At 62.6% G+C, this 20,988-nt stretch carries 16 protein-coding genes; 14 read left to right on the forward strand and 2 right to left on the reverse strand.

Annotated elements, in window-relative coordinates; translation table 11 throughout:
- Positions 1 to 9: 9 nt before the first annotated feature.
- The 3 genes from ACQ4W7_RS19240 to ACQ4W7_RS19250 all read left to right on the forward strand — a co-directional run bounded on the left by ACQ4W7_RS19240 (position 10) and on the right by ACQ4W7_RS19250 (position 5,007).
- Positions 10 to 1,383: a GH1 family beta-glucosidase gene (locus ACQ4W7_RS19240; RefSeq protein ID WP_436532550.1), complete on the forward strand. Its 1,374-nt coding sequence runs from the start codon at positions 10 to 12 to the stop codon at positions 1,381 to 1,383.
- 1 nt (position 1,384) lies between these two features.
- Complete coding sequence (locus ACQ4W7_RS19245; protein WP_426072756.1) at positions 1,385 to 2,437, forward strand: ABC transporter ATP-binding protein; 1,053 nt, start codon at positions 1,385 to 1,387, stop codon at positions 2,435 to 2,437.
- Between the two features lie 107 nt (positions 2,438 to 2,544).
- Positions 2,545 to 5,007, forward strand: a complete 2,463-nt coding sequence (locus ACQ4W7_RS19250; protein WP_436532553.1) for a TonB-dependent receptor — start codon at positions 2,545 to 2,547, stop codon at positions 5,005 to 5,007.
- 93 nt (positions 5,008 to 5,100) lie between these two features.
- Here the strand turns inward: ACQ4W7_RS19250 and xseA are convergent, their stop codons facing one another.
- Positions 5,101 to 6,462, reverse strand: coding sequence for an exodeoxyribonuclease VII large subunit (gene xseA, locus ACQ4W7_RS19255; protein WP_436532675.1), 1,362 nt, complete (start codon positions 6,460 to 6,462; stop codon positions 5,101 to 5,103).
- 1,328 nt (positions 6,463 to 7,790) lie between these two features.
- Here xseA and ACQ4W7_RS19260 point away from each other — a divergent pair.
- The 7 genes from ACQ4W7_RS19260 (at position 7,791) to ACQ4W7_RS19290 (ending at position 14,092) form a co-directional block, all read left to right on the forward strand.
- Complete coding sequence (locus tag ACQ4W7_RS19260) at positions 7,791 to 8,396, forward strand: MotA/TolQ/ExbB proton channel family protein (RefSeq protein WP_436473959.1); 606 nt, start codon at positions 7,791 to 7,793, stop codon at positions 8,394 to 8,396.
- Positions 8,393 to 8,833 (forward strand): ExbD/TolR family protein, encoded by a 441-nt coding sequence (locus ACQ4W7_RS19265; RefSeq protein ID WP_436532555.1) that lies wholly within the window; start codon positions 8,393 to 8,395, stop codon positions 8,831 to 8,833. Before ACQ4W7_RS19260 ends, ACQ4W7_RS19265 begins: the two co-directional genes overlap by 4 nt.
- An 85-nt stretch (positions 8,834 to 8,918) precedes the next feature.
- Positions 8,919 to 9,974 (forward strand): tetraacyldisaccharide 4'-kinase, encoded by a 1,056-nt coding sequence (gene lpxK / locus ACQ4W7_RS19270; RefSeq protein ID WP_436532557.1) that lies wholly within the window; start codon positions 8,919 to 8,921, stop codon positions 9,972 to 9,974.
- Positions 9,955 to 10,131, forward strand: coding sequence for a Trm112 family protein (locus tag ACQ4W7_RS19275; RefSeq protein ID WP_010395789.1), 177 nt, complete (start codon positions 9,955 to 9,957; stop codon positions 10,129 to 10,131). Before lpxK ends, ACQ4W7_RS19275 begins: the two co-directional genes overlap by 20 nt.
- Positions 10,132 to 10,133: 2 nt before the next feature.
- Positions 10,134 to 10,889, forward strand: coding sequence for a 3-deoxy-manno-octulosonate cytidylyltransferase (gene kdsB / locus ACQ4W7_RS19280; RefSeq protein ID WP_436532559.1), 756 nt, complete (start codon positions 10,134 to 10,136; stop codon positions 10,887 to 10,889).
- Positions 10,890 to 11,133: 244 nt separating this feature from the next.
- The gene (gene adk, locus ACQ4W7_RS19285; RefSeq protein ID WP_436532561.1) at positions 11,134 to 11,790 is read left to right on the forward strand and encodes an adenylate kinase; all 657 of its coding nucleotides are present in this window, start codon (positions 11,134 to 11,136) and stop codon (positions 11,788 to 11,790) included.
- Positions 11,791 to 11,968: 178 nt separating this feature from the next.
- Positions 11,969 to 14,092, forward strand: coding sequence for a sodium-translocating pyrophosphatase (locus ACQ4W7_RS19290; protein WP_426072763.1), 2,124 nt, complete (start codon positions 11,969 to 11,971; stop codon positions 14,090 to 14,092).
- A gap of 51 nt (positions 14,093 to 14,143) precedes the next feature.
- Here ACQ4W7_RS19290 and ACQ4W7_RS19295 read toward each other — a convergent pair whose 3' ends face one another.
- Complete coding sequence (locus ACQ4W7_RS19295) at positions 14,144 to 16,201, reverse strand: TonB-dependent receptor domain-containing protein (RefSeq protein ID WP_436532563.1); 2,058 nt, start codon at positions 16,199 to 16,201, stop codon at positions 14,144 to 14,146.
- A 290-nt stretch (positions 16,202 to 16,491) separates the two neighbouring features.
- Here ACQ4W7_RS19295 and ACQ4W7_RS19300 point away from each other — a divergent pair, with 290 nt between their 5' ends.
- The 4 genes from ACQ4W7_RS19300 (at position 16,492) to ACQ4W7_RS19315 (ending at position 20,952) form a co-directional block, all read left to right on the forward strand.
- Positions 16,492 to 16,926, forward strand: coding sequence for a hypothetical protein (locus tag ACQ4W7_RS19300; protein ID WP_436532565.1), 435 nt, complete (start codon positions 16,492 to 16,494; stop codon positions 16,924 to 16,926).
- Between the two features lie 177 nt (positions 16,927 to 17,103).
- Positions 17,104 to 17,862: a 3-hydroxyacyl-CoA dehydrogenase gene (locus ACQ4W7_RS19305; RefSeq protein ID WP_436532567.1), complete on the forward strand. Its 759-nt coding sequence runs from the start codon at positions 17,104 to 17,106 to the stop codon at positions 17,860 to 17,862.
- 84 nt (positions 17,863 to 17,946) lie between these two features.
- On the forward strand, positions 17,947 to 19,731 hold the full coding sequence (ggt, locus tag ACQ4W7_RS19310) for a gamma-glutamyltransferase (RefSeq protein WP_436532569.1): 1,785 nt from the start codon (positions 17,947 to 17,949) through the stop codon (positions 19,729 to 19,731).
- A 51-nt stretch (positions 19,732 to 19,782) separates the two neighbouring features.
- Positions 19,783 to 20,952, forward strand: coding sequence for a patatin-like phospholipase family protein (locus ACQ4W7_RS19315; RefSeq protein ID WP_426072768.1), 1,170 nt, complete (start codon positions 19,783 to 19,785; stop codon positions 20,950 to 20,952).
- The last annotated feature ends 36 nt before the right edge of the window (positions 20,953 to 20,988 follow it).

The following is a 20,988-nucleotide window of genomic DNA, read 5'->3' on the forward strand; positions in this document are numbered from 1 at the left end:
CACACTGACATGACCACCATGCATAACGACGATACCGACATCAACTTTCCCGCCACCTTTACCTGGGGCGTGGCCACCAGCGCCTACCAGATCGAAGGCGCCGCCGCCATCGACGGCCGCGGCCCGTCCATCTGGGATACCTTCAGTCACGCGGACGGCAAGATCATCGACGGCAGCAATGGCGACGTGGCCTGCGACCATTACCACCGCTACTTTGATGACGTGGAGCTGATCGCCAACCTGGGCGTGAACGCCTACCGTTTTTCCATGTCCTGGTCGAGGGTGCAGCCGACCGGTTCCGGCGCCTGGAACGAAGCCGGCTTCGATTTCTATGCGCGCCTGCTCGACGCCCTGGCCGCCAAGGGACTCGATGCCCATCTGACCCTGTACCACTGGGACTTGCCGCAAGCCTTGCAGGATGAGGGGGGCTGGCTCAATCGCGCCACTTGCTATCACTTCGCCGCCTATGCGGCCGAGGTGGCGCGCCGCTTCGGCCACAAGGTCGCCAGCATCGCCACGCACAATGAGCCGTGGTGCACGGCCGTGCTGGGCCATGGCACGGGCCAATTCGCCCCTGGCATGGCCGACCCGGCCGCCGCCGTGCAAGTGTCGCACCACTTGCTGTTGTCGCACGGGCTGGCCATGCAAGCCATGCGCGCCGTGAATGCGCCGGCCAAACTGGGCATCGTGCTCAATCAATGGACGGCGACGCCGGCCACCGACAGCGCGCAAGACCGCGAGCTGGCCGAACTTGAATATGCGCGCTCGGTGCAGTGGTATATGGATGCCATCTTCAAGGGACGCTACCCGGCCCTGGCCTTGAAACACGTCGACGTTTCTACTTTATCTATTTTTGAAAACGATTTCACAGATATTAAACAGCCCATCGATTTCCTCGGCGTGAATTACTACACGCGCGCTTTCATGAGCGCCGAGACGCCGCCGCGCAAGCCCGAGTGCAAGCTGGGCGTCAACGACATGGGTTGGGAAACTTACCCGCAAGGCTTGACGGAGCTGCTGGTGGGCCTGCACCGCGAGTACCGGCTGCCGCCCGTCTACATCACGGAAAATGGCATGGCCGTCGCCGACAAGCCCGTTGACGGCAAGATCCATGACCAGGCGCGCATCGAGTACGTGCGGCTGCACCTGGATGCCTTGCGCGCCATGATCGCGCAGGGCATCGACGTGCGCGGTTACTTCTACTGGAGCCTGATGGATAACTTCGAGTGGAATTCCGGCTACGCCAAGCGCTTCGGCATGCTGTACGTCGATTACGCCACGCAGCAGCGCAGCTTCAAGGACAGCGCCCTGTGGTACCGCGACTTCATCGCCGCGCAGCGGGCCGCGCATGCCGATGCGCCGGTTTTGGCAGGGGAGCACTGACATGGCCGCCATTTCCCTGCGCGGCATCCGCAAGACCTACGGCGATGGCCCGGAAATCGTCAAGGGCCTCGACCTCGATATCCATGACGGCGAATTCATGGTCTTCGTCGGGCCGTCCGGCTGCGGCAAGTCGACGCTGCTGCGCATGATCGCCGGACTGGAAGACATCAGCGCGGGCCAGCTGCGCATCGGCGATCTGTTGGCCAACGACGTGGCGCCGGCCGAGCGGGGCATCGCCATGGTCTTCCAGAGCTACGCCCTGTATCCGCACATGACGGCGCGCGACAACATGGGCTTTGCCCTCAAATTGGCGGGCAAGCCCGACGCCGAGGTGCGCGCCGCCGTGGGCAAGGTGGCCGAGATTTTGCAGATCACGCACCTGCTTGACCGCAAGCCCAAGGCCCTGTCCGGCGGCGAGCGCCAGCGCGTGGCCATCGGCCGCTCCATCGTGCGCCAGCCCAAGGTATTCCTGTTTGACGAGCCGCTGTCCAACCTCGACGCATCGCTGCGCGTGCAGACGCGCATCGAGCTGGCCAAGCTGCACCAGGAGCTGGGCACCACGATGATCTACGTCACCCATGACCAGGTAGAGGCCATGACTCTGGGCGACCGGGTGGCCGTCTTCCACGGCGGCCACCTGGAGCAGGTGGGCGCGCCCTTGGACCTGTACCGCCATCCGGCCAGCCAGTTCGTGGCCGGTTTCATCGGCGCGCTGCGCATGAATTTCCTGCCGTGCGCCGCTGTGCCTGCCCTGGCCAGCCAGCTCGGTGGCGAGGCCGGCATGCTGGTCGGCATACGCCCCGAACACCTGCGCCTGGTGCCGCGCAATGAAGGCTACGGCGCTACCGTCACCCTGATCGAGCAGCTGGGTGATGCGCAGATCATCCACGCGACGCTTGACGGCCGCATCGATGGCGACACGCATGCGGTGGCCATCAAGCTGCATGGCGAGGCGCGCCACGCGCTGGCGCAGGGCAGCACCATCGGCTTCGCGCCGGAAGAAGGCCATGCTTTTCTGTTTGACACGGCCGGGCGCGCCGTGGCCACCCATTGACCCCGCACGGAGGCGACATGACTTCAGATTGACACTCAAAAAATGTGCAGCAGTAGCCAAAGAGCTATGTGATCATCATTCAACCAGCGGTACAGGAGACAACAACAATGCAACAGCTCAAATGCAATACCATCGCCCTCAGCCTGGCGCATGCGACATTCGCCCAGTGCATTTTGCTCGGCAGCGGTGCCGCCGTGGCGCAGGAGGCGGCCAGTAGCACGACCACCACTGACACGGCAAAACCGGCAGCCGAGCAGATGGACCGCATCGTCGTCACGGCCACGCGGCGCAACACCTTCGTGCAGGAGACGCCACTGGCCGTCACCGCCTTCAACCAGGACACCCTGCAAAACAATCAAGTGAAAGACCTGGCCTCGCTGGCCACCATGGTGCCGAGCCTGGTCGTCGAGCAGCATGGCGATTCGGGCGGCGTGCACGTCTACATGCGCGGCGTCGGTTCGGCCAACCACACGGAGCTGGGCGACCCGGCCGTCGCCTTTTATGTCGATGGCGTGTATTCGCCGCGTCCGCAGGGCGCCACGGCGCTGATGTATGACCTGTCCCACGTCGAGGTGGCGCGCGGACCGCAGGGCACCCTGAATGGCCGCAATTCGACGGCCGGCGCCGTCAACCTGGTATCGGCCGCGCCGAGCACGGCCAAGTTCATGGGTTCGGCCGGCATCACAGTGGGCGACAAGCGCCATTTGCAGACGCAGGGCATGCTCAATATTCCGTTGTCCGACGACGTGGCGCTGCGCATTGCCGCCATCAAGGATAGCCACGACGGCACGGTGGACTTCCGCCGCGGCTCGAACGTCATGCCGGGCACGGCCAAGTATGGCGCCGGCGACCAGATGGGCGTGCGCGCCTCGCTGCTGTGGAAATTCACGCCGCAGCTGCGCGGCACTTTCATCGCCGACTACTTCCTCGACCAGGGCGCCGGCAACGTCTACCTGGCAGCCGAGCCGAAAGGGGGCGAGAAGCTGCGCTCGGCCCTGATCGACACGCCGGGCACCCTGGACCAGTCGATTTTGACCTACAAGGGCAAGCTCAATTACAAGCCGACGGACGCGCTGGACTTTACTTACCTGGGCAGCTGGAGTCGCTACAAGCGCCAGAACAGCAACGATGCCGATGCGGGCCTGTTCCCCGGCTTCAAGTCGGAAAACCGCACCGACTGGGCGCAGTTCGACAGCTATTCGCACGAGCTGCAGGCGCGCTCGGACGACGATGCGCCGTTCCAGTGGGTGGCCGGCCTGTTCCTCTTCAATGAAAAGAACAAGGTGCGCTTCGATATCGACCGCAGCCAGATTTCGCAGGCGGCCGTGCAGCAGGATATCGCCAACGGCGCCGTGATTTTCGTGCAGCCCACCGTCGGCCAGTACGCCTCGTCGATGTCTTTCATCCAGGGCGACCGCCAGCTCAAATCAAAGGCCGTATTCGGCCAGGTCAGCCAGCAGGTGACGGACCAGATCAAGCTGACGGCCGGCGCGCGCTACACGAAAGACCATAAATTCGACATCGGCGGCAAGAATTGGGCATGCCCGAACTGGCCCGCGAACACGCCGCTGGGCACGACCGTGCTCACTGCCGACCAGCTGCGCCAGTTGGTCACGCCGGGCACGGGCCTGGCCAACACGCACAATATCGGGCCGGGCGGCGCCATCACGGCCGCCACCTGCGGCAATACGCCGGGCGACAATACGGCCGACCTGAAATATGGTCAGGCCACCTGGCTGGGACGCATCGAGTACAAGCTGCGCTCCGATATTTTACTGTTCGGTTCCGTGACCACGGGCTTCCATTCGCCGGCCATCGGCGACGGCGGCGCCACCACCAAGCCGGAAAAACTGACCAGCTATGAAATCGGCTTCAAGTCGGACTTGCTGAACCGCGAACTGACCCTGAACCTCGATGCCTTCCTGATGAAGTACAAGGACAAGCTCGAATCGCAGGTGGTCAACAGCGTGCTGGCCAACTTCAATGCGGCCGGCGCCACCGTCAAGGGGCTGGAAGCGGAGTGGGTGTGGCGGCCAACATCGGTCGACCGCCTGACGGGCAATGCCACCTGGCTGAAAGCCGTGTACGATGATTTCATGTCGTGCGACGTCGATGCGGCGCGCGCGAATGGCCAGTCCTGCGGCTCGACGGCGCCCTTGGTGAACGTGGGCGGCAGCACCATGAAGCATGCGCCGAAGTTTTCCACGACCGTCCAGTACGAGCATGATTTCGCTGTCGCAGGCGGCCAGCTCACGCCGCGCGCCTCGGTGCATTATGAAACCATGTCGTACGTGGGAGCGGGGGCCTTCAATGGCGACGTGCCTGGCCACGCAGGTGTCAAGCGCCAGGAAGCCTACACCACCCTGGACCTGAGCTTGCGCTTCCAGCCGGCGAACAAGGCCTATACGGTGGAAGCGTTCGTGCAAAACGCCACCGACAAAGCGGTCAAGCTTGACGTCAATGAAATCTGCACGGACGTGGGCATGCCATGCCAGCCCACGCAGCAGATCTACGGCGCCTTCTACAACGCGCCACGCACGTTTGGCGCGCGCGTGTCGATGAAGTTCTGATGGCGTAAGGTGCAGTTGCAATAGCAGTAGCAGTTCACTCAGTAGGGCAGGTGTTGGGCCGGGGAGTTTCCCCGGCCTTTTTTACTCTAACGCTTATTCCAAAGTGGCCTGCACGCTGGCGATGCCGATCTGCGCGCTGCCTTCGGCCAGGCGCACATTGACATTCTGGCGTGCCTGCAACTGCGCCGGCGAGCGCACGATGGCGCCTTTTTCGTCGCGCAGGATGGCATAGCCGCGTTCCAGGGTGCGCTGCGGGTTGAGCAGTTCCAGCTGCGCCGCCAGGCCGTCGAGGCGGTGGCGTCGCTGGCCTAGCTGCTGCGCCATGGCCGCGCCGCCGCGGCGCTGGGCTTCCAGTAGGCGCGCGCGCGGCGCCGTGACGTCGGGCCGCAAAGCCGCCCAGCGCGAACGCAGGCGTTCCAGCGCGTACTGCGACTGGTTCACGGGCGCGCGCGCCGCATGCGTCATGGCCGTCGACAGGGCCAGCAATTGGAGGCGCTGCTGCTGCAGCTGCGCCTTCGGGTTGAGCAGGCGGCGGCTGTGGCGGTCCAGGGTTTGCGCTGCATCATCGAGGCTGCGGCGCATGGCGCGGCGCAAGTCGGCCGCATCGGCGCGCAGGGAGGCCAACCAGTCGGCGCGCGGCGTGGCCGCCAGTTCGGCGGCGGCCGTCGGCGTGGCAGCGCGCAGGTCGGCCGCGAAGTCGGCGATGGTGAAATCCGTCTCGTGACCGACGCCGCTGATCACCGGCATGGAACAATCGGCGATCGCGTATGCCACGGCTTCATCATTGAACGACCATAAATCCTCGATGCTGCCGCCGCCACGGCATACCAGCAGCACGTCGCACTCGGCCCTTGTTGATGCCGTGCGGATGGCGTGCGCGATTTTTTCCGCTGCCTGCTGGCCCTGGACTTGTGTGGGATACAGGATGATGGACACATGCGGCGCGCGGCGCTTGAGCGCGATCAAGACGTCGCGCAGGGCGGCGGCCTGCGGGCTGGTGACGATGCCGATGCTGCGCGCGAACATGGGAATGGCGCGCTTGCGCTCCTGGTCGAAGAGGCCCTGCGCGGCCAGCTTTTCCTTCAGGCGTTGGAACGCTTCATACAGGGCGCCCACGCCGGCGCGGCGGATGGCTTCCACGTTGATCTGGTAATCGCCGCGCGCGCCGTACAGAGTGACGAGGGCGCGCACTTCCACCTTGTCACCTTCGCGCGGCGTGAAGCCGGCAAACTGGGCGCGTCCACGGAACATCACGGCGCGCACCTGGGCAGCATCGTCCTTCAAGGTGAAATACCAGTGGCCGGAAGTGGCGCGCGTGAAGTTGGAAATCTCGCCAGCGATCCAGGTCAGGGGGAACGAGCGTTCGAGCAGGCGCGCGACAGCCTGGTTCAGGGCGCTGACGGTGAGCACGGGTGGGGCGGCAAAGCCGCTGTCAGTGGGGTTGTCGATCATCATCAAGCTGGGGGAGGGGAGGAACTGTCCACATATTATCGGCGAGGTCATGCTTATGTCATATATCGCGCAAAACAACAAGTTTTATTTCTAAGTATTTGATTTCATGCAGAATTCCCGTATGCCTGATTTGCGTGCACAGGTAAAAAAACCTTTAATATCAAGTACATCAGTGCAGCCCCTGCCACTTACGCACAAAGTTATCCACAGAAAGTGTGCGAAACTTTTTGCCTTGGACAACGATTGCCCTGCAAGCCAATTTGACCAATAAAAATGCCTTGCTACATTTTTGCGCATGGAAATAAAGTCGATAGGAATCAAGCGCTTAGCATGCCATGCCTGGCCTTGCACACAATCTTATCCACAAAAAATGTGCAGAACTCTGGCGCAGCGCCGGATTTATCCACTGAAACGTCGATGGCATGGCTTGCCTGAATTTTGCGCAGTAAAAAAATAGCCATATAAATCAATGGCGTAGCGTTTAAGTATGGGGCTTGCTCACAATCTTATCCACAGAATGTGTGTAAAACTGCATAAACCGTTGCGTGGTTTGTTCCCGTTTTCCACTGCATGCACAGGCCGCATCGCTGCCTTAATTTTCAGCAGTGAAAGAAATCCCTTTAAAATCAATGCTCTTGCCTGGAGTCAATCGGCTTGCTCACAATCTTATCCACAATTTATGTGTGGAACTGCACTTGGGGTGGAAAAGTGTTGTTTGAGGATGCTTTTTGGCATGAAAAACCCGGCCTTTCCCATCTTGCTACATTTTTATGCAGGGTAATAAAAACGATATAAATCAATGCACTTGGTGTCTATTCTTGCGCTTGCACACAATCTTGTCCACAGATTGTGTGCAGAACTTCGACGGTCATCATGCCACTTGCTTCGCTCCAGCTGCCACTTATTTATGCATTGAGTTAATTTTCTTTAAAATCAATGACTTAATTGAATTCCTCGGCTTTGCGCACAATCTTGTCCACAGTAAATGTGCAGAACTCTTCAAGTATTAATTTATTGACATTGACTACTGTCGATAAGCTGCTATGCCTGTATTTTGCGCAGCACGATAATCTCCATGTGAATCAATGACTTGCGTGCTGGACTTCATGCTTGCTCACAATCTTATCCACACAAAGTGTGCAAAACTGTGTGCTGGCCGCGCCCGCCCGCTGCACCGTGTGGGCAAGTGCGCATGCAGGCGCCACTTGCCGCCGGCGCGGCAACGCGCTACATTGCGCCATTCCTGCGCCGACATGCCATCGGACGCCGGCGCTCGGTACAATACAGGCTGTCCGGGCGGTCCATCGCCTTCCCTTTACCAGGAGTTTCTTTTGCTCGCTATATTTCAAGCCGCTGGCTGGCCCATCTGGCTGTTGTTGATCGCTTCCATCGTCGCCCTGGCCTTGATCATTGAGCGCCTGCTGTATTTGCGCCGTGCCAAGATCCTGCCCCGCAAGCTGTTTGATGAAGTGGTGCAGGTGTATCGCAGCGGTAAGATCACGCCGGACACGCTGGCCAAGCTGGAAGACAATTCGCCGCTGGGCGTGGTGCTGGCCGCCGCCCTGCGCAATGTCGACGCGCCGCGCGAGGTGATGAAGGAATCGATCGAAGAGGCGGGCAGCGGCGTGGCCCACACGCTGGAGCGTTTCCTGACGACCCTGGGCACCATCGCCACTCTCGCGCCGCTGATGGGGTTGTTTGGCACGGTGGTGGGCATGATCGAAATCTTCGGTTCGCAAAACGCCAGCGGCTCGAATCCCGCACAATTGGCCCACGGCATCTCGGTAGCCTTGTATAACACGGGCTTCGGCTTGGCCATCGCCATGCCGGCCCTGGTCTTCTACCGCCACTTCCGCGCACTCGTCGACAGCTTCGTCATTGACATGGAGCAGCAAGCGGTCAAGTTCGTCGATATCGTCCACAGTGGCCGCAAATGAACTTCCGCAAAGGCAAGGGGCGTGAGGACCCCGAAATCAACCTGATCCCGTTCATCGACGTGCTGCTGGTGATCCTGATTTTTTTGATGGTCAGCACCACCTACAGCAAGTTTACGGAATTGCAGATCACCTTGCCGACCGCCGATGCCGAGCAAGCCAAGGACAAGCCGCAGCAGATCGACGTCACCATCGATGCCAAGGGCAACTACACGGTCAACCGCGAACCGGTCTCGTTCCGCGACGTGGCCGGCCTGGCCGACGCCCTGCAGAACGCAGCCAAGGCGGCCAATGGCGGCAAGGCGCCCGCGCAGACACCCGTGGTGGTGGTCAACGCCGACCAGTTCGCCATGCATCAGATGGTCATCCACGTGATGGAAGCGGCACGCCTGGCCGGCTATGAAAAGCTGACGTTCGCGGCGCAGGCTGGCGGCAGATAGTGCTCTAAGCCAGGCAACACCGGGGCCGCATCCTCAGGGGCGACCTCGGATGTTTCTTGGGGTTTCCAACTTTACCCCTCACCGCATGCCCACATCCTCCCCCGCCAAGCTTGAATCGACTCTCACCCGCGCCTGGCTGGCGCGCGGCCCGCTGGCGTGCGCGCTGTGGCCCGTTTCCCTGTTGTTCGGCGCCCTGAGTTGCGTGCGGCGCGGCCTGTACCGCGCTGGCGTGCTGCAGTCAAGCCGGCTGCCCGTGCCCGTCGTCGTCGTCGGTAACATTTTTATCGGCGGCACGGGCAAGACGCCGCTGACGATCTGGCTGGTGCAAGCCTTGCGCGACGCGGGCATGCGCCCTGGCGTCATTTCGCGCGGGCATGGCAGCGCCGACCGTTCGCCGCGCGCCGTCACCGCTGCTTCCACGCCGCAGCAGGTGGGCGACGAGCCGCTGCTGATCTTCCAGCGCGGCGGTTGCCCCGTGATGGTGGGGCGCGACCGCGCGCAAGCGGGCAGGGCGCTGCTGGCGGCGCACCCGGACGTCGACGTGTTGGTGACGGACGACGGCTTGCAGCATTACGCCTTGCAGCGCGACGTGGAAATCGTGCTGTTCGACGGTCGCGGCGCCGGCAATGGCTGGCTACTGCCGGCCGGTCCCTTGCGCGAATCGCCGCGCCGCCGGCGCGATGTAACGGTGATCAATGCGCCGGAGCTGGCGCCGGATCTCGTTGCCGGGGTCGCGCCCGCGGGTTCCTTGGTCGTGCAGATGCTGCTCGATGGCGGCGTGGCCGAGCGCCTGGTCGACCGCAGCGAGCGGCTGCCTTTGGCAACACTGGCAGCTGGCGGCCAGCGCATCGTGGCGGCGGCCGGCATCGGCAACCCGCAGCGTTTCTTTGCCATGCTGCGCGGGGCCGGATTGGACTTCATGGAACTGCCCCTGCCCGATCATCACGACTTCCTCGACCAGCCATTTGCGGCACTGGACACGGATGTGATCTTGATCACCGAGAAGGATGCAGTAAAATGTGCGCAAAGTGAACATCTCAAAGATGACCCGAGACTGTGGGTCGTCCCCGTCAGTGCGCGCATCGATAGCGCGCTGGCCCAACAAATTGTGGAGAAATGTCGTGGACGCTCGACTGCTTGATATCCTGGTCTGCCCTGTTTGCAAGGGTCCGCTTGAACACGATAAGAAGGCGCAGGAACTGATTTGCCGCGCCGACCGCCTGGCCTATCCTATCCGCGATGGCATCCCCATCATGTGGGCGGATGAAGCGCGCACCCTGCAAGACGCAGTGGAATAACGATGGCCTTCATCGTCATCATCCCGGCCCGCCTGGCCTCGACGCGCCTGCCGGGCAAGCCGCTGGCTGACCTGGGCGGCAAACCGATGGTGGTGCGCGTGGCCGAGCAGGCGCGGCTCTCGGGCGCCGCGCGCGTCATCGTCGCCACCGATCATGAGAGCATCCGCGCCGCCTGCGCCGCGCATGGCGTGGAAGTGTGCATGACGCGTGCCGACCATCCGTCGGGCACGGACCGCATCGCCGAAGTGGCGCGCACGCTTGATTTGCCACCCGACGCCGTCGTCGTCAACCTGCAGGGTGACGAACCCCTGATCGATCCGTCCTTGCTGGCCGCCTGCGCTGCGCTGATCAGCGCCGCCGTTCCCATGGCCACCTGCGCGCATCCGCTGCACGAGGTGGCAGATGCATTCAACCCGAACGTGGTCAAGGTCGTGCTGGACAAGAATGGCCGTGCCTTGTATTTCTCGCGCGCCACGATCCCCTGGCACCGCGACGGCTTCGCGCAGTCCCGTGAAAACTTGCCGCAAGATTATGTACCGCTGCGCCATATCGGCTTGTATGCGTACAGCAATGCGTTTTTGCAGGAATATCCGCAATTGTCCGCTTCGCCGCTGGAAGCCATCGAGGCGCTGGAGCAGTTGCGCGTGCTGTGGCACGGTGTTGCCATCGCCGTGCATGTCACGGACTCGGCCCCTGCTGCCGGTGTCGACACGCCGCAAGATCTCGAACGCGTGCAAGCGCATTACGGCGCCCTGTAAGCGCTACCCGCAAAACGGCAGGCGTGCAAATATAGTTTTGTGCGTCTGCAGTAAAAACCACATTTTGAAACGTCCGTCTCGCCAATTGCTGGCTTTGATCAATCAGGGCATAGCAAATCGACAGCAAACTGGCGTTTCAGGGATTTTTTGTGGTAAGTTTCGTAGGGAAAGATAGCCATAGCAACATCATCTAAAAATAATTACACATACCACCATCCAAAATCTGCTTTTTAGGAAATTTTCAATGCGTCTGATACTTTTAGGAGCACCCGGTGCCGGCAAGGGCACCCAAGCTAATTTCATCAAAGAAAAATACAACATTCCACAAATCTCCACGGGCGACATGCTGCGCGCGGCGATCAAGGAAGGCACGGAACTGGGCATGGCGGCGAAAAAAGTCATGGATGCGGGCGGCCTCGTGTCGGACGACATCATGATCGGCCTGGTCAAGAACCGCCTGCAGGAAGCCGATTGCGCCAATGGCTACCTGTTCGACGGTTTCCCGCGCACCATCGCGCAAGCTGACGCCATGAAAGATGCCGGCATCAATGTCGACTACGTGCTGGAAATCGATGTGCCTGACGCTTCGATCATCGAGCGCATGGATGGCCGCCGCAGCCATCCCGGTTCGGGCCGTGTGTACCACGTCAAATTCAACCCGCCCAAAGTCGATGGCGTCGATGACATCACGGGCGAACCGCTGATCCAGCGCGACGACGACAAGGCGGAAACCGTCAAGAAACGCCTGGATGTGTACCATAACCAGACCAAGGTCTTGCTCGGTTACTACAACGACTGGGCCAAGTCCGGCCTGCCAGGCGCACCGAAATACCGCCGCATCGCCGGCGTCGGTCCGGTCGAGCAAATCCGCGACAGCGCATTTGCTGCCCTGGCGGAATAAGCAGTTTTTGAAAAGCGGACCTCGGTGTCCGCTTTTTTTGTGCCCGCGCTTCAGCCGGGCGCCGTATCGTTTTCGAGTAGAAGTTTTTTGCAGGTCGTGTTTTCCTGGCTGCGCGTGCCTACCCGGTGCGGTCTGCAGCTGTTGGCAATGACGTCGGATAAAAACAGAAGGGGACGATATGGCAGCCAGTTTGTGGTTTGCGGTAGCCTGCGGCGTGGTCGCAGTCATTTACGGTTTGGTCTCGCGTAGCTGGATACTGAGGCAGGATCCCGGCAACGCGCGCATGCAGGAAATCGCCCTGGCCATCCAGCAAGGCGCGGCCGCCTACCTGGCGCGCCAGTACCGTACCATCGCCATCGTCGGCGTGGTACTCCTGATCGCCATCTATGTGCTGCTTGGCCTGCACACGGCGCTGGGCTTTTTGATCGGCGCCGTGCTGTCGGGCGCCTGCGGTTTCATCGGCATGAATGTCTCTGTGCGAGCCAATGTGCGCACGGCGCAGGCGGCCACCCTGGGCATCAACCAGGCGCTGAACGTGGCCTTCAAGGGCGGGGCGATTACCGGCATGCTGGTGGTGGGATTGGGCTTGCTGGGCGTGACCCTGTTTTACTGGCTGCTGGTGACGACGGGCGCGCCTGGCCTGACGCAGCATGACTTGATCAAGCCCCTGATTGGCCTGGCCTTCGGCGCCTCGCTCATTTCCATCTTCGCGCGGCTCGGTGGCGGCATCTTCACCAAGGGCGCCGACGTGGGCGCGGACCTGGTGGGCAAGGTCGAGGCGGGCATTCCCGAGGATGATCCGCGCAACCCGGCCGTCATCGCCGATAACGTGGGCGACAACGTGGGCGACTGCGCCGGCATGGCGGCCGACCTGTTCGAAACCTATGTCGTGACCTTGATCGCCACCATGCTGCTGGGCGCACTGCTGATGGCCGAAGCCAGCGGCACGGCTATCATCTATCCGCTGCTGCTGGGCGCCGTCTCCATCCTCGCTTCCATCGTCGGCTGCTCGATGGTGAAGACCAAGCCGGGCGCGAAGATCATGTCGGCCTTGTACACGGGGCTGTGGTGGGCGGCCGGCCTCTCCTTGGTCGGCTTTGCCGTGGTGACGTGGCTGCTGTGGCCCGACGACGCCATGCGCTACAAGATGCTGGGCGCCACCGTCGTCGGCATTGTGCTCACGGGCCTGATGGTGTACATCACCGAGTACTACACGGGCACGGATTTCAAGCCCGTGCGCCATATCGCCGAAGCGTCGACGACGGGCCACGGCACGAATATCATCGCCGGCTTGGGGGTGTCGATGAAGTCCACCGCCTACCCGGTGCTGGCCGTCTGCGTCGCCATCCTTGTCTCATACCAGTTGGCCGGCCTGTACGGCATCGCCATCGCCGCCACGGCCATGCTATCGATGGCGGGCATCATCGTCGCACTCGATGCGTATGGCCCGATCACGGATAACGCGGGCGGCATCGCGGAAATGTCGGGCTTGCCCGATTCCGTGCGCGCCATCACCGACCCGCTCGACGCCGTCGGCAACACCACCAAGGCCGTCACCAAGGGCTATGCCATCGGCTCGGCCGGCCTGGCCGCGCTGGTGCTGTTTGCTGACTACACGCATGCACTTGAATCCGTGGGACAGCACATCACCTTTGATTTGTCGAACCCCATGGTCATCGTCGGCCTCTTCATCGGTGGCCTGATACCGTATCTGTTCGGCGCCATGGCGATGGAGGCAGTCGGCCGCGCGGCCGGTGCCGTGGTGGTCGAGGTGCGGCGCCAGTTCCGCGATATCAAGGGCATCATGGAAGGCACGGCGCGGCCTGAATACGACAAGGCCGTCGACATGCTGACGGCGTCCGCCATCCGTGAAATGATCGTGCCGTCCCTGCTGCCCGTGGTGGTGCCCATCGTCGTCGGCATGCTGCTGGGGCCTGCGGCGCTCGGTGGCCTCTTGATGGGAACCATCGTCACGGGCCTGTTCGTGGCCATTTCCATGACCACGGGTGGCGGCGCCTGGGACAATGCGAAGAAATACATCGAGGATGGCCATTTCGGCGGCAAGGGTTCCGAGGCGCACAAGGCGGCCGTCACGGGCGACACGGTAGGCGACCCGTACAAGGATACGGCCGGTCCGGCCGTGAACCCCTTGATCAAGATCATCAATATCGTGGCCCTGCTGCTGGTGCCGCTGTTGCCGGCTACAGGCTGGCTGGCCGTCAAGGCACCGGCGCCCATCCACGCGCCCGCACCGGCCATTCTGGCGCCAGCGACGCCGGCGCAAGTGTTGCCGGCCCAGTAAGGCCAGGCACTCCCGACAGCCCCGCGGCACATGCTGCGGGGCTGTGTCAGGTCAGAAGCGCGACGTCAGGCCGACAAACATACGGCGTCCCGGCACGTAATAGTCGACCAGGCCATCGGCCATCGGCCCTTTCTTGAACAGGTTTTGCACGCCGCCACGCACGGTCCACTGTGGCGTGAGCTTGTACGACACGACCGTGTCGACGATGGTGTAGGCTTTGTCGGCCAGCTTGCCCGCATCGAGTTCCTTGCCCGTGTACTGGGCCGATACTTCGCCGAACAGCTGGTCGTTGACTTGCCAGCCCAGCGCCGAGTACCACGACAGTTTTGGCGTCGACAGCAGGTTGGCGCCCGTGGTCAGGTTTTTCGCTTCCGCCATGTAGGTCACGTTGTTACGCCAGTTCAGGTTTTTGCTCAAAGGGATGGTCAGCGTGCCTTCCAGGCCGCTGGTGCGCGCCTTCTGGATATTCGTCATCTTGGTCCACCAGCGCTGTTGGTAAAAGCCCAGCGGCGCATAGTCGATCTTGTTCTTGAAATCCGTGTGGAAATAGGTCAGGCCCACGTCCCAGCCATTCTGTTCCCACGCCACGCCGATCTCGCCTGCCGTGCTCGTTTCCGGCTTCAAGTCCGCATTGCCCGCCATGTAGCAGCCGCCCGTGATGTAGCCCAAGGGCCGCAGGCCATTGCAGCCACCGCCGCGCGACTGGGTGGCGGCACCCGGTGCATTTTCCTTCAGGCTGGGGGCGCGGAAGCCTTGCGAGACGCCGCCCTTGATGGTCCAGGCCGGCGCCGGGTGGTACACCAGGTACAGGCGCGGGCTGTAGTGGTTGCCGAACTTGCTGTGGTGGTCCAGGCGCAGGCCCGCCGTGGCCGTCAAGTTGTCGCGCAGGAACAGCTGATCTTCCGCAAACAGGGCCGAGGTGGTGCCGGACAAGGTCGCGCCGCTCACGGGATTACCCAGGTAATCGGTGGGAATCGTGCCGATGGTGTCGGTATTCGTCAGTTCCTGGTGCTTCCACTGGCCGCCCATCACCAGCATCTGCTCGATGCCGCCCCAGCCGACCCGTTTTTCCAGGTTCGCGTCCAGCGTGCTGTCCTTGGACTTGGCCACCGTGCCGATGAACTGGTTGTCGAAATCATTGTGGTACAGATTGACCTTGGCCTTGCCGAAATCAAAACGGCCTTCATAGCCGAGGCCGATGCTCTTGCGTATCAGCTTGCTGGCGCCCCAGCCGGAGATCACTGCCTCGCCATCCGCATCGCGTGCGGCCGAATCCATCGCTTGCTGCTTGCCATAGCTGGCATCCAGCGACAGGTTCTGTTTCTTGTCCAGCGCCCAGGTGAGCTGGCCCGAGACAGTCTGGTTGCGTTCGCCGCCGATGCCACCCGCTTTGTCGAATTTTTCATCGGGATTCTGACGCGACTGGCTCACGCCCAGGCGCATGCCGACCGTGTCCGACAGGGGGCCGGCCAGGTTCACGCCCAACTGGTGCGCCGTGCCGCGGTCGCTCTCTTGCGGTTGCGTGTAGTTGGCCGTGGCCGAACCGTTCCACTTGCCCGGCACCTTGCGCGTGATGATGTTGATCACGCCGCCCATGGCGTCCGATCCATACAGCGAGGACATGGGTCCCCGCACCACTTCGATGCGCTCGATCATGTCGGGCGAGATCCAGTTCAAGTCCTGGCGGCCCAGGTCCGGGCGGTAAGCCGTGTCGGCCGAGCTGCCCACGCGCTTGCCATCGACCAGGATCAAGGTGTATTTGTCGGGCAGGCCGCGCAGCTTGATCTTCGATTCCTCGCCCACGGGGCTGGTACCGCCCGTCACGCCGGGGATGCGGCGCAGCAGGGTATTCAAGTCATACACGGGCTGGCGTTCGATTTCCTCGCGCGTGATGACGCTGATACTGGCCGGTGCATCCTTGATGTCGATGGCCGTGCCGGAAGCGGTGACGACCACCGTGTTCATGGTGGGATCGGCGGCCACATTGCCTTCGGCCCAGGCGTTGCTGACGGCCAGCGAGAGCAGGCAGGGCAGGAGCAGGGCGGCGGAATGCATGGCGCGGGAGGGAGTGGACACGGGGGCTACGAAGGCGGGACTACGCTTGGTCATGGTGAACTTTCCGGATGTTGTTATTTCCTGGCTGCCTTCCGGGTGGCTCGGGTATAAATGAATGAAAAGAAAATAAACTGCGCTCGAATTCTGGCAATGAGAATAAGAATCGTTCTTATTGTAATGCCATACTGGCAAGAAGGAAAGTGCTGAAAGGAAATAAAACACCGTTGCAGTGTCCGCACCTGCGATGTGTATCACGTGCAAACGTGAAAGTGTTACCCCCGCTGGCATCTGGGCCGGCGTGTGCCAATAATGAAAGCTGTGCGATGGATACTGGAGGAAGCGGCATGCTCGAGATGATAAAAACGATACCGGCGCTGGCCTGTGCCCTGCTGCTACTGGCTGGTGGTCATGCCGGGGCGCAGCGGCAGGCGGCTCCCGAGCCATTGCCCGTCTGTCAGCTCGACCCGCGCGACAGCGGCAAGCTGGCCGTGGAGCCATGCCGCCCGGCGCCACCCGTGCAGCCGCGCCGTTCCGTGGCGCAGGTGATTGGCCGCATGCCGGCCCAGCCTGTGCCGCCTATTGTGCCTATTGTGCCTATGGCGCCGTTGCCGCCCAGCCAGGCCGTGCCGATGCCGCGCGCGCCGCAGCCCATCGGTGCCTGCGACACAGGCGGTTGCCGCGATGCGGCCGGCGCGCGCTATAACGGCGCGGGCAATGCCACGCTCGATGCCAACGGCCGCATCTGCCACCGCAACGGCGCTTTCATGCAGTGTTTTTAGCCCTGCCATTCGCTGCCGCTGCAAGTTTTCGCTCGGTGGCTACAAAAGTGGCTACAATTGTCGCCGACATTACGTTTACGTAAACGTAATGATGCGTAATGATGCGTAATGCATGACACCATGCACCATGCAAGCAACGGGCGCCGGGAACACGGCTCTTATCACTCAGGAGATTTCATGCAGATTCAGGACAATGTATTCATCATCACGGGCGGCGCATCGGGTTTGGGCGCGGCCACGGCGCGCATGCTGACGGCGGCGGGCGGCAAGGTCGTGCTGGCCGACGTGCAGACCGAGGCGGGCCAGGCGCAGGCCGCTGAATTGAACGGCGTATTCGTGCAGTGCGACGTCACCTCGGAAGAAGACGGCATGGCCGTGGTGGCCGCGGCGACCAAGCTCGGTCCCTTGCGCGGCCTGGTGAACTGCGCCGGCGTGGCGCCTGCCGTGAAAACAGTGGGCAAGGATGGCCCGCATCCGCTGGCGCTGTTCCAGAAAGTCGTCAACATCAACCTGGTAGGCACTTTCAATATGTGCCGTCTGGCGGCCGATGCCATGGCCAAGCAGGAAGCCACCGCTGAAGGCGAGCGCGGTATTATCATCAACACGGCTTCCGTGGCGGCCTACGATGGCCAGATCGGCCAGGCCGCGTATGCGTCGTCGAAGGCGGCCGTGGTGGGACTGACCCTGCCGATGGCGCGCGACCTGTCGCGCAACGGCATCCGCGTCATGACGGTGGCGCCTGGCATTTTTGAAACGCCGATGCTGCTGGGCATGCCGGCCGAAGTGCAGGACGCGCTGGGCAAGATGGTGCCGTTCCCATCGCGCCTGGGCAAGCCCGGCGAATATGCGCAACTGGTGAAAGCCATCGTGGAAAACGTCATGCTGAATGGCGAAACTATCCGCCTGGACGGCGCCATCCGCATGCAGCCGAAATAAGCCCGGTGTGATTTGATGTAGGATACCCCCGTATGGGGCGTACAGCCTTGCTCGGCTGTGCGCCCTTTTTTTATCGGAGAATCCATGATCACATTGAAGCCGCTGGTGCTGAGCTTGACCTTGCTGGGGGCTCTGGTTGCCATTCCCGCCACCTTTGCCTTTGCCGAAGTGCCGCAAAAGGCGCCGGAAATCGCCACCGCGTATGCGGAAAAATCGGGTTGGGCGGCGCAGAAATTCATGGTCGCTGCGGCCAATCCACTGGCCGCCGATGCCGGCTACCGGATGCTGAAAAAAGGCGGCAGCGCCATCGACGCGGCCATCGCCACGCAGCTGGTGCTGACCCTGGTCGAACCGCAATCGTCGGGCATCGGCGGCGGCGCCTTCCTGCTGTACTCCACGGCGAAGGGCGTGCAAGCGTTCGACGGGCGCGAAACGGCGCCCGCCGCTGCCGACGAACACCTGTTCCAGAATGCCGACGGCAGCCCCGTCTCGCGTGCCACCGGCGTGGTGGGCGGGCGTTCCGTGGGCGTGCCGGGGGTGCTGCGCATGCTGGAACTGGCGCACAAGGAACATGGCAAGCTGCCGTGGGCGACTCTGTTCGGCCCTGCCATCCGCTTGGCGCACGGCGGCTTTCCCGTCAGCCAGCGCCTCAACGGCCTATTAAACTGGGACCAGGCCCTGAAGCGCGACCCCGTCGCCGCCGCGTATTTCTATGACCCGGACGGCAAGGCTTGGCCCGTCGGCCATGTGCTGAAAAACCCGCAACTGGCGCGCACCCTGCGCGAGATCGCCGGTGGTGGCGCCGACGCCTTTTACCAGGGCCGCATCGCGCGCGACATCGCTGCCAAGGTGGCGTCGCATCCCACCAATCCGGGCAAGCTGACGGCGACCGACATCGCCGGCTACCGGGCCAAGGTGCGTGAACCCGTCTGCAGCGACTACAAGGCCTGGACCGTGTGCGGCATGCCGCCGCCATCGTCGGGCGGCATCGCCATCGCGCAGATGCTGGGCATGCTGGAAGTGAAGGATATCCGCCCGTATGCGCCCGTCGACGGCGTGCTCGATGCGCAGGCCATCCACCTGTTCTCGGAAGCGGGGCGCCTGGCTTACGCGGACCGCAACCGCTACGTGGCCGACACGGACTTCGTGCCGTTGCCGGGCAAGGGCATCGCCTCCATGCTGGATAAAACCTACCTGGCGCAGCGCGCGTCCCTGATCGGCGACAAATCCATGGGCCGCGCCTTGCCCGGCACGCCGCCCGGCATGCAGGTCGCGTGGGGCATGGACAACGCCTTGCAGCGCCCGTCGACCTCGCACCTGGTGGCGGTGGACGCCTTTGGCGGCGGCCTGTCGATGACCACCAGCGTGGAAGACGCCTTCGGTTCGCGCCAGATGGTCGACGGCTTTTTGCTGAATAACCAGTTGACGGATTTCTCTTTCGATTCGCGCGATGCGGATGGCCCGATCGCCAATCGCGTACAAGCTGGCAAGCGTCCGCGCAGCGCCATGTCGCCCACGCTGGTGTTTGAAAAGGGCACGCACAAGCTGGTGCTGGCGACGGGATCGCCGGGCGGCTCGTCCATCATCAATTATGTCGCCAAGGTGCTGGTCGGCACCATGGACTGGGGCCTGAACGTGCAGCAAGCCATCAGCCTGCCGAACTTCGGCAGCCGCAATGGCCCGACGGAGCTGGAAAAGGGCCGCGCGCCGGCAGCCCAGGTCGAGGCGCTGCAAACCATGGGCCACGAGGTGCGTGTCATCGAGCAGAATTCCGGCTTGCAGGGCATCATGCGCCTGAATGCGCACGGCAAGGATTTCTGGTTTGGCGGCGCGGACCCACGGCGTGAAGGCATGGTCAGAGGCGATTGATTCACCCCGAAACTTTTCCACAAAGTATCAAGACCCTGCTAATCTGCCGGCATGGGAATGCAAAATAAAACAGGCTTGATACTCACGGGAGGGGGCGCCCGTGCCGCCTACCAGGTGGGCGTGCTGCAGGCGATTTCGGCGATACTGTGGGAAGCGGGCTGGGCGCCTGCGCGCAACCCCTTCGACATCATTTGCGGCACCTCGGCCGGCGCCATCAACGCCACGGCGCTGGCCTGCCGGGCCGACAACTTCGGCGAAGGCGTGCAAAAGCTGCTCGACGTGTGGCAGCACATCCAGGTCGAGCAAGTCTACCGCGCCGATTCGCTGGGCGTGATCCGCTCGGGCGCGCGCTGGCTGTCGCTGCTGTCGTTCGGCTGGCTGCTACGCCAGTGGCATGCCTCGCCGCCCAATTCCCTGCTCGACAATACTCCGCTGGTCAGCCTGCTGCACCGCATGCTCGACCTGCCGCGCCTGGACGCGGCGCTGGCCGACGGTTTGCTGCATGCGCTGGCCGTGACGGCGTCGTCGTATTCAGGCAGCCGCCACATGACGTTTTACCAGACGGCCGCCGAGATCGCGCCCTGGGTGCGCACGCAGCGCCTGGCCTTGCAAGACCAGATCGGCGTGGAACACTTGCTCGCTTCGGCCGCCATCCCTTTTATTTTTCCCGCCGTGCCCCTGTATATAGGTGGCCAGCGCGAGTACTGCGGCGACGGATCGATGCGCCAGCTGGCGCCGATCTCGCCGGCTATTCACCTGGGTGCGAACAAGGTGCTGGTGGTGGGGGCGGGACGCATGACGGAACCGGCGCCTGCCGCGTCCGAAGCGGCGCGCTACCCCAGCCTGGCGCAGATCGCCGGCCACGCGCTGTCGTCGATCTTCCTCGATGGCCTGGCCGTCGACATCGAGCGCCTGAACCGCATCAACCTCACCTTGTCGATGCTGCCGCCTGAATTGATGGGCAAGACGGCATTGAAACCGGTGGAGTTGCTGGTCATCGCACCGTCCGAACGACTCGACGCCATCGCCAGCCGGCATATCGGCAGTTTGCCCCGTCCTATCCGCACCATGTTGTCGGGCATCGGCGCGGCCGAAGCGCGCGGCGCGGCATTGGCATCGTATTTATTGTTCGAATCGACGTATACTAATGAGCTGATCCGTCTTGGACAGCGCGATACGCAGGCCCGCAAGGACGATGTACTGGCGTTTTTTGGTTCTTGAGACGGCCCCCGGAAGAATAACCGGAGTTTTCGCGTT

It is taken from the genome of Janthinobacterium algoris (assembly GCF_051380935.1).
In the GTDB taxonomy this organism is placed as follows: Bacteria; Pseudomonadota; Gammaproteobacteria; order Burkholderiales; family Burkholderiaceae_D; genus Janthinobacterium.

Bases quoted from the DNA above. Each gene is read 5' to 3' on its own strand.
- ACQ4W7_RS19305 (WP_436532567.1), top strand. From the start codon at position 17,104: ATGCAGATTCAGGACAATGTATTCATCATCACGGGCGGCGCATCGGGT.
- xseA (WP_436532675.1), bottom strand. From the start codon at position 6,462: ATGATGATCGACAACCCCACTGACAGCGGCTTTGCCGCCCCACCCGTG.
- ACQ4W7_RS19245 (WP_426072756.1), top strand. From the start codon at position 1,385: ATGGCCGCCATTTCCCTGCGCGGCATCCGCAAGACCTACGGCGATGGC.
- ACQ4W7_RS19295 (WP_436532563.1), bottom strand. From the start codon at position 16,201: ATGACCAAGCGTAGTCCCGCCTTCGTAGCCCCCGTGTCCACTCCCTCC.
- ACQ4W7_RS19300 (WP_436532565.1), top strand. From the start codon at position 16,492: ATGCTCGAGATGATAAAAACGATACCGGCGCTGGCCTGTGCCCTGCTG.
- ACQ4W7_RS19290 (WP_426072763.1), top strand. From the start codon at position 11,969: ATGGCAGCCAGTTTGTGGTTTGCGGTAGCCTGCGGCGTGGTCGCAGTC.
- ACQ4W7_RS19265 (WP_436532555.1), top strand. From the start codon at position 8,393: ATGAACTTCCGCAAAGGCAAGGGGCGTGAGGACCCCGAAATCAACCTG.
- adk (WP_436532561.1), top strand. From the start codon at position 11,134: ATGCGTCTGATACTTTTAGGAGCACCCGGTGCCGGCAAGGGCACCCAA.
- ACQ4W7_RS19250 (WP_436532553.1), top strand. From the start codon at position 2,545: ATGCAACAGCTCAAATGCAATACCATCGCCCTCAGCCTGGCGCATGCG.
- ACQ4W7_RS19315 (WP_426072768.1), top strand. From the start codon at position 19,783: ATGGGAATGCAAAATAAAACAGGCTTGATACTCACGGGAGGGGGCGCC.
- ggt (WP_436532569.1), top strand. From the start codon at position 17,947: ATGATCACATTGAAGCCGCTGGTGCTGAGCTTGACCTTGCTGGGGGCT.
- ACQ4W7_RS19240 (WP_436532550.1), top strand. From the start codon at position 10: ATGACCACCATGCATAACGACGATACCGACATCAACTTTCCCGCCACC.
- lpxK (WP_436532557.1), top strand. From the start codon at position 8,919: ATGCCCACATCCTCCCCCGCCAAGCTTGAATCGACTCTCACCCGCGCC.
- kdsB (WP_436532559.1), top strand. From the start codon at position 10,134: ATGGCCTTCATCGTCATCATCCCGGCCCGCCTGGCCTCGACGCGCCTG.